This is a genomic window from Pseudomonas sp. PDM01 (assembly GCF_014852325.1).
GTDB classification, from domain to species: domain Bacteria; phylum Pseudomonadota; class Gammaproteobacteria; order Pseudomonadales; family Pseudomonadaceae; genus Aquipseudomonas; species Aquipseudomonas migulae.
In genome coordinates, this window is the sequence record NZ_JACVBK010000001.1 from 978,766 (window position 1) to 990,536 (window position 11,771).

10 protein-coding genes are annotated in these 11,771 nt (G+C 59.8%); 8 read left to right on the forward strand and 2 right to left on the reverse strand.

Translation table 11 applies throughout. The annotated features are described in order from the left end of the window. Positions 1-21 precede the first annotated feature (21 nt). The 5 genes from IB246_RS04350 to IB246_RS04370 all read left to right on the forward strand — a co-directional run bounded on the left by IB246_RS04350 (position 22) and on the right by IB246_RS04370 (position 5,590). Positions 22-546, forward strand: coding sequence for a sigma-70 family RNA polymerase sigma factor (locus IB246_RS04350; protein WP_008038238.1), 525 nt, complete (start codon positions 22-24; stop codon positions 544-546). 4 nt (positions 547-550) lie between these two features. Continuing rightward, a complete protein-coding gene (locus tag IB246_RS04355; RefSeq protein WP_008038236.1) occupies positions 551-1,534 on the forward strand; it encodes a FecR domain-containing protein in 984 nt (327 codons plus the stop codon). A 103-nt stretch (positions 1,535-1,637) separates the two neighbouring features. Continuing rightward, complete coding sequence (locus IB246_RS04360; protein ID WP_008038234.1) at positions 1,638-4,124, forward strand: TonB-dependent siderophore receptor; 2,487 nt, start codon at positions 1,638-1,640, stop codon at positions 4,122-4,124. 93 nt (positions 4,125-4,217) lie between these two features. Then, a complete protein-coding gene (locus IB246_RS04365) occupies positions 4,218-4,721 on the forward strand; it encodes a VOC family protein (protein WP_008038228.1) in 504 nt (167 codons plus the stop codon). Positions 4,722-4,756: 35 nt separating this feature from the next. Continuing rightward, positions 4,757-5,590, forward strand: coding sequence for an AraC family transcriptional regulator (locus IB246_RS04370; protein WP_008038226.1), 834 nt, complete (start codon positions 4,757-4,759; stop codon positions 5,588-5,590). A gap of 8 nt (positions 5,591-5,598) precedes the next feature. Here the strand turns inward: IB246_RS04370 and IB246_RS04375 are convergent, their stop codons facing one another. Beyond that, positions 5,599-6,186 (reverse strand): LysE family translocator, encoded by a 588-nt coding sequence (locus IB246_RS04375; RefSeq protein WP_008038225.1) that lies wholly within the window; start codon positions 6,184-6,186, stop codon positions 5,599-5,601. An 85-nt stretch (positions 6,187-6,271) separates the two neighbouring features. Continuing rightward, positions 6,272-7,603: a PLP-dependent aminotransferase family protein gene (locus IB246_RS04380; RefSeq protein WP_032832427.1), complete on the reverse strand. Its 1,332-nt coding sequence runs from the start codon at positions 7,601-7,603 to the stop codon at positions 6,272-6,274. A 101-nt stretch (positions 7,604-7,704) separates the two neighbouring features. Here IB246_RS04380 and IB246_RS04385 point away from each other — a divergent pair, with 101 nt between their 5' ends. The 3 genes from IB246_RS04385 to IB246_RS04395 all read left to right on the forward strand — a co-directional run bounded on the left by IB246_RS04385 (position 7,705) and on the right by IB246_RS04395 (position 11,318). Beyond that, positions 7,705-8,601 carry a DMT family transporter gene (locus tag IB246_RS04385; protein WP_008038222.1) on the forward strand — a complete coding sequence of 299 codons (897 nt, stop codon included), beginning with the start codon at positions 7,705-7,707 and terminating at the stop codon, positions 8,599-8,601. Between the two features lie 91 nt (positions 8,602-8,692). Next, positions 8,693-9,313, forward strand: a complete 621-nt coding sequence (locus IB246_RS04390; RefSeq protein ID WP_008038221.1) for a LysE family translocator — start codon at positions 8,693-8,695, stop codon at positions 9,311-9,313. 502 nt (positions 9,314-9,815) lie between these two features. After that, positions 9,816-11,318 (forward strand): O-antigen ligase family protein, encoded by a 1,503-nt coding sequence (locus IB246_RS04395; RefSeq protein WP_008038219.1) that lies wholly within the window; start codon positions 9,816-9,818, stop codon positions 11,316-11,318. Positions 11,319-11,771 lie beyond the last annotated feature (453 nt).

An 11,771-nucleotide genomic window follows, 5' to 3' on the forward strand; every position in this document is an offset into this window, starting at 1 on the left:
GCCCATGGATATCTGTTCACGATGATGGTCGCCGATTCTTCCAGCGTTCAGAACCTCTACGTCACGCATCACCGCTGGCTGCATGAGCTGCTGCGCCGGCGCTTGAGCAATGCGTTCGATGCTGCCGACCTGGCCCATGACACCTTTATCCGCGTGCTCAAGCGCCCTCAAGTGTTCGATTGCGAAAGTCGCGAGCGCTCCTACCTGGCGACCATTGCCCGTGGCTTGTGCATCGATCACTGGCGCCGTCGACAGCTGGAACAGGCGTGGCTGGAAACGCTGGCTGCACGCCCGCAGGCGGTTCAACCGTCGCCGGAGCAACAGGCAATCATCGTCGAGACCTTGTATGAAGTGGACGCCATGCTGCTGCGCCTGCCAAAGAATGTGCGCGACGCGTTCATCCTGGCCCAGTTGCATGGCCTACCCTACCGCGCCATCGCCGAAGAAATCGGTGTGTGCGAACGCATGGTGAAAAAGTACCTGGCACAGGCGCTGATGCACTGCGCGATGCTTGAGGCCGAACTCGATGGCCTGTTGATCGAGTAGCGCCATGCCCGCCGCCACTTCCAACTCGATCAGCCATGCCAGCCTCGAACAAGCGGCGCAATGGTATGTGCAACTCAACGATCAGCACGTCGGCGATCAGGAACGTCAGCGCTGGCAAGCCTGGCTGGCGCAAAGTGGCGATCATCAGGCGGCCTGGCGCTATGTCGAGCGTGTTGGCCAGCGCTTTGCCGCGCTACAGGATGATCACCCGCAGGCCGCCGGACTTGTGCTGCGTAATACCGCGCGCTCGCCGATCAGCCGTCGGCAGACAGTCAAGAGCCTGCTCATTCTCGCATCGGGCGGGCTACTGGGCTGGAACGCCTGGCGGGAATCTTCGCTGCCGGACGTTCTGGGCCGATGGACCGCCGATCTTTCTACGGGCACCGGCGAAACCCGGGAAAGCCTCCTGAGCGATGGCAGCCGCATCTGGCTCAACGCCCTCAGCGCGCTGAATGTGCGTTTCGACACCACGCAACGCCTGCTGCTGTTGAATGCCGGGGAAGTGTTGATTGATACCGCCAAGGACAGCAGCCGAGCGTTTCTGGTGCAAACCGCCGAAGGCCGGATGCGCGCGCTCGGCACTCGTTTCAGCGTGCGCCAGGAACAACAGCGGACGTTGCTGAACGTCTACGAAGGCGCGGTCGAAGTTCGAACCACGGCGGGCCAGGTGCAGGTGGTCGAGGCCGGACGACAATTGGCGTTCACGCAAAACCACACGCCACCTTCCACCGAAGCAGCGGCGGGCCGCGAAGCCTGGCGCCGTGGTCTGTTGCTGGCGGACAACCTGCCGCTGGGGCAGTTGATCGACGAATTGAGCCGCTACCGACCGGGGCATCTGGCGTGCGACCCGGCCATCGCCGGTTTGCCGGTGATGGGCTCGTTTCCGCTCAAGGACACCGATCAAGCCTTGCGCCTGCTGGAAGCGGCGCTACCGATTCGCGTCGAAAAAACCATGGACTGGTGGGTCAACGTCGCGCCAAAAGCGTGAACCAAAAACATTTCAACGCCACAGTTCCCTTTTTGGTTTTTCGTTCGGTTAACCCTGTGAAGCACTTCAATTGCCGCTCGATCTGATTCCAGGGAACACCCTTTTGCGCGACTCCTTCGCTCGCACTCGTTTTGCCTTGCGTCCGTTGGCACTGGCCCTTCCGGTCGCGCTGCTGAGTCTTGCCCCGGCCCTCGCCCACGCCGGAACAGCCGGCACCAGTGAACAGTCCACCCGCCAGAAGCGTTATTACACGGTCGCTGCCGGCTCGTTGGTCAGTGCACTCAACCGTTTCGCCGAACAGGCGGGGATATTCCTCGCCGGCCGCAACGATCTGGCGAGTGATAAATACAGCCCGGGGCTTGAAGGCGAATTCACCGTGCAACAGGGCTTGCAGCGACTGTTGCAAGGCAGTGGCTTGCAAGCCCAGCCGCAGGGCGACCGCGGCTATGTCCTGCAGGTTGCCCCCGCAACGGATGGGCCGCTGGAACTGGGCACCACCAACGTTTCCGGCCGGGCGCTCGGCGCCATCACCGAAGACAGCCACGCCTACACCCTCGGATCGACCTCTTCAGCCACCGGGCTGTCGCTGTCCTTGCGTGAAACCCCGCAGTCGGTGTCGGTCATCACCCGCCAGCAATTGGACGACCAGGGCTCCACCAGCATCGCCGACGCCCTGCGCCGTGTGCCCGGCGTCAGTGTGCAGAACTACGACAGCGAGCGCTGGGAGTTTTCCAGCCGTGGCCTGCCGATCACCAACTTCCAGTACGACGGCGTCAACACCGACTACGACGGCGTCTACGATTACGGCACCACCAGCACCGACATGGCGACCTTCGACCGCGTCGAGATCATCAAGGGCGCCACCGGGCTGATGACCGGTTCGGGGGACCCATCGGCCACCGTCAACCTGATCCGCAAGCGCCCGACCAAAGCATTCAAGGCCTCGATCACCGGCGCTGTCGGCTCCTGGGACAACTATCGCAGCACCGGCGACATTGCTGGCCCACTGACGGAGAGCGGCAACGTGCGCGGGCGTTTCGTCGGGGCGTATCAAGACCGCAGCGCGTACCTGGACAACTACCGCAACACCCGCGACATCGCCTACGGCATCCTCGAAGCCGACCTGACGCCGGGCACTCTCGTGACCGTCGGTATCGACCAGCAAAATACCCGCTCCCGTGGCGCCAGCTGGACCGGTTTCCCGATGTACAACAGCGACGGTTCGCGCACCCGTTTTTCCCGCTCGTTCAACCCGGCCACCGACTGGAGCCGGCGCGATTTCACCAACCAGACGATCTTCGCCTCGGTGGAACAGCAACTGGTGAATGACTGGAAGCTGAAGGTCAGCTACGACCGCAAGCATCGCCAGCACGACACCTTCCTCGCCTCGGCCAGCGGCGGCAATCCGGACCCGCTCACCGGCAACGGCATGTTCATGTACATGGGCCGGTTCAAGGGCGATCAGTTGCAGGACAACCTCGACGTCAATTTCACCGGCCCGTTCAGCCTGCTGGGTCGCGAGCATGAGCTGATCGCCGGTTTCATGTCGATGCACACCCGCCAGGACATCCCGGTGCACGGTTCGGTCTACCCGCCCCTCGACGGCAGCATCTTCGACTGGCGCGGCGAGTTCGCGAAACCGGACATTGCCAGGGTCGGCGACAACGACATCGACCAGCGTCAGACCGGTGCCTACCTGGCCACCCGGCTCAAGCCAACCGACGACCTGGCGGTGATCCTCGGCGCCCGGGTCAGCCGCTTCACTGCCAGCGATGAGCTGGACTACAGCGACCCGACCACCAAGGATGTGCGCGACAGCTATCGCCAGACCGGCGTGGTCACCCCGTATGCCGGGCTGGTCTACGACCTCGACGATACCTGGTCGGTGTACACCAGCTACACCAGCATTTATCAGCCGCAGATGAGCAAGGATGCCGAGCGCAAACTGCTCGACCCGGTGGAAGGCGACAGCTACGAGGCCGGGCTCAAGGCCGAATTCCTTGACGGGCGCTTGAACGCCAGTTTCGCAGTGTTCCGCATCGAACAAGACAACGTTGCCGAGTACGTCAGCGGTGTCGACACCGAGTCGGTGTACCGGCCGGTGCAAGGCGCCACGACCAAAGGCTTTGAAGTCGAAGTGGCGGGTGAAGTGATGGAAGGCTGGAATCTGTCGGCCGGCTACAGCTACAACCACACCCGCGATGCCAAGGGCGATTACGTCTACGGCTCGATCCTGCAAACCACCGCGCCGGAACAAGTGGTTCGGGTGTTCAGCACCTACCGGCTGTCAGGGGCACTGGAAAAACTCACCGTCGGCGGCGGGGTGAACTGGCAGAGCGAATTCTTCGGCAATGTGTTCCAGCCCAACCCCGACGACCCGGTCAACTTCGGCCAGTCTTCGACAATCACCCAGCAAAGCTATGCCCTGGTGGACGTCATGGCGCGTTACCGCTTCAACGATCACCTGAGCACCACGCTGAACGTGAAGAACCTCTTCGACCAGACCTATTACACCGGGCTCGGTAACTTTGGCACCGGGTTCTACGGCGAGCCTCGCAACGTGCAACTGACCACCCGCTGGGATTTCTGATCGGTAACTTGTCGATCTGCGGTACTTCCGGGCCCCTCCCGGCTGACTACGCTGAAAGTTCAGCACGAGTGAACCGTGGAGAGGATTACCGCCATGCAACGCGTTCAGAAGCTCACGCCCTGCCTGTGGTTCGACGATCAGGCGGAGGAAGCCGCGAAGTTTTACTGCTCGGTGTTCGATCATTCAAAAATCACCGCCACGACCTACTATGGCCACGCCGGTTTCGATTTGCATGGCCGCCCTGAAGGCTCGGTCATGACGGTCAGCTTCGAGCTCGACGGACAGAGTTTCACCGGCCTCAACGGTGGCCCAATGTTCAAGTTCAGCGAGGCAATCTCGTTTCAGGTCAACTGCCAGACCCAGGAGGAAGTCGATCACTTCTGGGGCGCCCTGAGCGCGGGGGGCGTCCCTCAGGCCCAGCAATGCGGCTGGCTCAAGGACAAATTCGGCCTGTCGTGGCAGATCGTGCCAATCGCCCTGATGAACATGATGAAAGACCCCGACACGGCAAAATCACAGCGCGCCATGGAGGCGATGCTGCAAATGAAAAAACTCGATATCGCTGCACTGCAACGAGCCTTTGACGGCGAGAGCTAATACACTCCGGTGCTGACCTGCCGAGGACACCGACGATGAAGCCCACCGCTGGCAAAGACGCTGACAAGGCCCCCCGCTTCTGGCGCGACGATGCCCTGCCCTTCATTGAAGCCCGCTCCATCGCCGATGGGCGCGAGGTCTGTTACACCCGGCATGCTCACGAGCACTTTTCCATCGGCGCGATTACCGCCGGGCGCAGTACCTATATCCATGAACAATTGGAGTTTGAGGTCAGCGCCGGCACCGTAGTGCTGATGAATCCCGGTGACGTCCACGCCTGTAATCCAATCAATGACCAGCCGTGGTCGTACTTGATGTTGTACGTCGATACGCCGTGGCTCACCGACTTGCAGCATCAGCTCGGGTTCGGCAGCGACTTGGCGTTTCGGCGGTTTTCCATCACCCATACGTCTGACGCCAGCCTGTTTGCCGGCCTGAAGGCGTTGTTCGAAACACTGGTCGACAGCGAGCAGGACGTGCTGAGCAAACACAGCGCGGCGGTCGAGTTTTTTACCGACGTGCAGCAACGCCTCAACCCCGGCGATCAACCGCTGCGCGAGCCCAATTTCAAACTGGAGCGCGCGGCTGACTACATCCGCGACAACTGCACGCAAATGCTCAAGCTCGAAGACATTTGCGACGCTGCGCAACTGTCGCCGTCCTACCTGATCCGCGCCTTCAAACAGCATTACGGCATGACGCCCCACGCGTTTCTGGTCAACCGACGCATCCAGTTTGCCCAGGATCGTCTGCGCAGCGGCAAGCTGATCGCCGACGTGGCACTGGAAGCCGGGTTTGCCGATCAGGCGCATTTTCAGCGGGCGTTCAAACAGCATCTGGCGGCGACACCGGGGCAGTATCGCGGCTGAATGATCGATCAGGGCAGCAACAGGTAAATCGCACTCATCGCCAGCAACAGCGCCATGATCCGGTTGAACACGCGCATCCCCGCCGGGTTGTTCAGATAACCGCGCAGAAAAGTCCCGGCGTACGCCCAGCAACCGACGGACAGGTAGCAGATCACCAGATACACCGCGGCAAACTGCCAGACCAGCCGCGCCTCGCCATCGGCGACAAACGCGCCCATGCCGGCCACGCAGGCCAGCCAGGCTTTCGGGTTGAGCCACTGCATGACCGCGCCGTACACCATCGACGGCGCCCGCCCCGACTCCTTCGCGTCGAGTTGCCCGTTGTCCGCCGCCAGTTTCCACGCCATGAACAACAGAAACGCCACGCCGGCCAGTTGCACCATCCGCGTCAGCGCCGGCCATGCCTGCAACACTTCATGCAGCCCCAACCCCATCAACACCAGCAGCAACACAAAACCCAGCGTTGCGCCGGCCACGTGGCGCTGACTGGCGCGAAAACCGAACTGCGCGCCGGAACTCAACGCCACAATGTTGACCGGCCCCGGCGTAATCGAGGCCACCAGGGCAAACGCCGCCATCGAAATAATCAGACTCATTGCATACCTTCTTCAATTCAGTTGAACCAGGCCTCACGGTAAGGCGCGGGCTGGTCCGCGTATTGAAGAAAACTGCCCAACCGTACTAGGAATAAGCGCCCACCACCCGCTTCACCTTGATCAACGCTGCCCGAAGAGAATCCATGTCCACCGACCCCAGCGCCAATCGGATCGCATGGGGCACGTTGGCAGCGACGGAAAAGGGTTCGGCGGTGGAAACGGCCACTTGCTCTTGTATCAACTCCACGGCGATCTGGTCCGCCCTGGCGTCCTCCGCCAGAGGCAGCCACAAAAAGTAGGAAGAAGGATGAGTGATGCAGGGCAGCCCTTTCAGAAGCTCCGCAGCCAGGGCTTGCCGGGCTTGTGCGTCCGCGCGCTTTTGCGCCTCGAGTTTGCTGACGGTTCCATCGTCGAGCCATGCGCAGGCAATCGCGGTCATCACGCCAGGCGTATTCCAGGTGGTCGCCCGGATCACGCGTTCCAGTGCCGGGACCTTTTCAGCCGGCGCAGCAACGAAGCCGACACGCAAGCCGGTGGCGACGTTCTTCGAAAACCCTGAAACGTAGACCGTCCTTTCCGGCGCCGATTGGGCCACTGGTGGTGGCGGGTCAGTAGCGAGAAACGCGTAGGCGGCGTCCTCGATGATCAGCAGGTCGTGGGCGCGCGCTATCGATACGAGCTGGTTCCGCCACGCCGCGTCCATCACCCAGCCCAGCGGGTTGTGCAGGGTCGGCATGGTGTAGACGGCCCGCACCGAACGACGCCGACAGAGTGTGTCGAGTGCATCGAGATCGGGTCCGGTCTCGGTGACGGGAATGGGCACGATTTCAAGGTGCAACGCTTGCGCCAGCACTTTGAAACCCGAGTAGGTCAACGCGTCTGCCGCGATCACATCGCCCGGTTTCAGCAGCGCCATCATCGTCACCGCCAAACCATGCTGGGCACCGCTGACGATCAATACCTGCCCGGCCTCTACGCTCAGCCCTCGCGTGCGCAAATGGCTGGCGACCGACGCGCGCTCATGCAGGCGCCCGCCATGCGGCTGGTAGCGCAGATGGGATTCCAGATCGCCGGACAACGCGAGCTGACGCAAGGCGTTGCGCAACAGATCGGCCTGGCCGGGCAATGAGGGGTAGTTGAAATTCAGGTCCATCACGCCCGCGGCCACTTCGGGTTGATCAACGCCATGGCCGGGCGGCAACGACGTTTCCCGAACGAACGTGCCCCGCCCGGTTTCCCCACTCACCAGCCCCATCGCCTCAAGCTCTGCATACACCCGGCTGGCCGTGACCAGGGCCAGCCCTTCTGACTCGGCCAACTGGCGGTGCGTGGGCAAGCGAGTGCCCGGCGGCAAACGTCCGCAACGGATATCAGTGGCAAAGGAATCAACCAGCGACTTGTATCGGGAGCGCGGCATCTCGAGATGTATCCATGACAATTTTTTGATTGTCTTTATAGTCAGCCATACGATGCGCTCAAGGCAACCCGCCGCGAAAACAATCATCGAGTGTGACCTCAATGGAACGCGTATCGAACCTGCATATCGAGCCCCGGGAAAAGACCACCAGCGGGTGGATCAACGGGTTGATCGGCGTAGTGATCTTCAGCGGCTCGCTGCCGGCCACGCGAGTGGCAGTGCTGGAATTCGACCCGGTTTTCCTGACCGTCGCCCGTGCAACCATCGCCGGCGTACTGGCGCTATGCATGCTGTGGCTGTTCAAGGAAAAGCGCCCTGCAAAGAGCCAACTGTTGCCGCTGTTCATCGTGGCCATGGGCGTGGTGGTCGGCTTTCCACTGTTGACGGCGCTGGCGTTGCAATACGTGACGTCGGCGCACTCCATCGTCTTCGTCGGCTTGCTGCCGCTCGCGACCGCCGTATTCGGCGTGATCCGCGGTGGTGAGCGGCCGCGGCCGGTATTCTGGTTTTTCTCGGTGCTGGGCAGCCTGCTGGTGGTGGGATTTGCCGCCTCCCAAGGCCTGACCGCCTCACCTGAAGGCGACATCCTGATGCTGCTGGCCATCCTCGCGTGCGGTCTGGGTTATGCCGAAGGGGCGAAACTGTCCAGAACACTGGGCGGCTGGCAGGTGATTTGCTGGGCGCTGGTGTTGTCGCTGCCGGTGATGGCGCTGTTGACCTGGTGGCTCGCCCCCGCATCGTTCTCCGGGATCAGCACACCGGCCTGGTTCAGCCTGGGTTACGTGTCGCTGTTCAGCATGCTGATCGGCTTCGTTTTCTGGTATCGCGGGCTGGCTCAGGGCGGGATTGCCGCGGTCGGACAGCTTCAACTCTTGCAGCCGTTTTTTGGCCTGGCGCTGGCGGCGACCTTGCTTCACGAGCAGGTCAGCATCGGCATGCTGGCGGTGACCGTGGCGGTGATTCTATGTGTGGCGGGGGCGAAGAAGTTCGCGAAGTAAGCGATTGTACGGGACGTGCCGTTCGCCACTGTATGGGTTGGGCCGCACGGCACCTGTGATAAAAATATCGCTCTCGCTTCTGGAGCCGATCATGGACCTCGCCACCCTTTCCCTTTTCCTCCCGGCTTGCTTCGCCCTGAACATGGCACCGGGTCCGAACAACCTGCTGTCGGTCAGCAATTCGACGCGTTACGGTTACCGCACCGCGTGTGTGGCCGGGATCGGTCGACTGCTGGCATTCGCCGGGATGATCGCCCTCGCCTCGGCGGGTCTGGCGGTGGTGTTGCAAACGTCGGAATTGTTGTTCTACGCGATCAAGATTGTCGGCGCGGCGTACCTGTTCTACCTCGCCTGGCAATTGTGGCGCGCGGATCCGGGGGCTGAAAACGTTGTGACTGGCGCGCCGGCGGGGATGCTGACATTGGCGCGACAGGAGTTCCTGGTGGCAGCCGGCAATCCGAAGGCGATCCTGATTTTCACTGCATTCCTGCCACAGTTTGTCGACCCGAACCAGGCCGTGACGCCGCAATTTGCGGTGCTGGGCGCGCTGTTCCTGATCCTGGAATGGATCGCCATCGGCGCCTACGCCTACATGGGTCTGCATATGCGCCGCTGGTTTGCGAAACCGCGGGGCAAGCAGATTTTCAATCGCTGCTGTGCGGGGTTGCTGTCGGCGGCGGCTTCGGTGTTGCTGATGGCACGCCGTGGTTGAAGTGTTTCACGCCTGCTGATTTGTCTGCTCCAGGCCGACAGCGAACACTCGAAAAACGGATTCATTCATTTCAGGTCCATCGCGCATCCAGGCATTCAAGCTCCCGGTAACGTCCTTCGTCACGGCTTCAAACCGAGCACTTCCAAAGCCGAACAAGGACTGCGAGTCTGACCTCCCGTCCCGAATAGCCATGACACCCCTCGCGTTACATCAGCACACTGACTAGAATGCTCACTTCAAAATATTTCAGAACTGATCCGACCTATGGTCATAGCGCCAGCCCCCACCGAATCTAGCCTGTCGGCGGGTGATTTAACGGCAACTTGGCCGCCAACAGCGCAATTCCGGAACTTTGTCAATGCCAGGTTAACCAACTGCATTATCGTTTTGACGGGCTCTCGCTTTGAGTCGATGGAACCAGGCCGAACTGAAAAGGTCAGTTGCTGAGGCCCTCGCTCAAGGTACCCCCCTTACTAACACGGAAGTAATCAAGGTAATAAACATGATTTTTAATAAAAATAGCGCAACAATTGCACTTGCAGCGCTTACCGCTATTTGTCTGATACAAGAACACGGTTTTGTTTTTTATCTGGGTGTCGCCGGTATTTGCTCACTCATCATCCTGGCGGCGTTTTCGCCCTGGCTGGGAATGCTCGCGTTATTCCCCCTGCTGTTCTCTCTGCCCCCGGCACCTGCCACCATCGGAATCACCGAACTTTCGTTCGCCCTGCTAATGGGCGTCATCTTTGTGGGTGTACTGGTAAAACTTTCACGATCCGCGAACAAGGCGGCACTCAAGTATTTCGGCCTGGCATTACTTGTCGGATTGTTTGTATTGGCAGTCAACCTGTTCGTCGCGGTAAAAAACGGCGTGCCGTTGGTCGACTGGGTGCGCGGCGCAATTCCGTTTCTGTTCATTTATAACTTTTTGTCTGTCGCGATACTCGTAGGCAACGATGAGAGCAGGATACGTTGGCTCGGCGGGTCCATTGCCACACTCATATTCCTGTTCTCCGGTTATATTATTTTTTACTATTTTTACTACGACATCTGGCTGCCCTACTGGCTTGTGATGGTAGACGACAAGGTCGTCAGAATGTCCGAAACTGCTGCCCTGCAATATTCCGAGGCCCTTGGCCCGATGCGCGACAGGGTGACAATGGTGGTGGCGCAGGCAACGGATGCCTTGTTGCCCGTCGGGGTCGTGTTGGGCGTCGTCCTGGCGACCTTGGCTCGCCGCAAAAGTGTCGTCGCAATCGGTTTTTTGATGGCCTTGACCTGCCTGTTCGCCGTACTGATCACCTTCACCCGAAGCATGTTGATGAGTTCGCTGCTCATCGCATTTGTGTTTACCGCTTTTATATTCATGTTCCGCAAGGAAATGCGGCTTAAAGTCGTGAAAATTGGAGCAGCGTTAGGCGTAGCTGGCGTGGTCTTCATCTTCGCCACTGGCATGCAAGACATATGGATTGGGCGAATGAACCAACTGACAGAAATAAAAACTGGCAACCTGAAGGAGTTCTACAGTAAAGACCCTGTCCTGAAAGAAAAACTGGACTTTAACGTTTCGTCCAGGCTGGTAGAGTACAAAATTGCCTGGAACATGTTTGTCAGCCATCCCGTATTAGGCAACGGCCTGGGTATCAAGCACGAAATGCAGTGGGAGACCGTTGAGAATGAGCGGCAAACCAAATGGGTTGCTTATGTGCACAACTGGGTTTTTTATATTTTGATGGTCGGCGGCATCGCTGGCTTCCTTGTTTATTCGGTCGTCCTGATCGGGCCGCTGTTTTTCAGGTTGTCCTGGGTCAAGTCTGAGTCGACGCACTGGACCATTATCCGTGCGGCCGTACTGACCATGACTGTCTATGGTGCTTTCTTCGCTGTCTTCCGGCTCATCACCTTCAATCTTTTGATTTCCGTTATCTGGGGACTCATATTTGCCCAGATACTTGCCGATCGCCGCAAAAGCCAGTCCTCTATCAAGGAAGAGGTGGCTTTGTAAAAAAGCGGTCAGGTCACCGTTTTTCGAGTCCACGGCATTGAAAACCGCGACGCCCTTAATCCTGGGCGTCGCCGGGCCGCGATAATAGTGTCTCCCCCCCTCGCCTTGCTCCTCCTCCGCTTACCACCTGCCCAGGGTTTTGATGCCTGCTCCGCAGCTTCAGATGCTGGCGCTTGATACAGGGAAAGCGGAGTACCCATTTCAGGAACTTTCCTACATTCAGCAACTGAGTGTGTCGGTATCTTCTTCTGCCCGCGCCCTGATTCCCGGGCTCCCAAGAATGCCTGAAAGGACACCTCATGATTTATTCAGCGTGCCGGATAACAGAGACGCCTGCCCAGTCGTTGGTCAATGTCCGATTCATAAGCACAGGGCTGACAGCACGTATGAATGTGCAATTCAATTGTGCTGACCGGCTGAATTAATCGCATCGACTGGTTCGTTGCAAGTTGA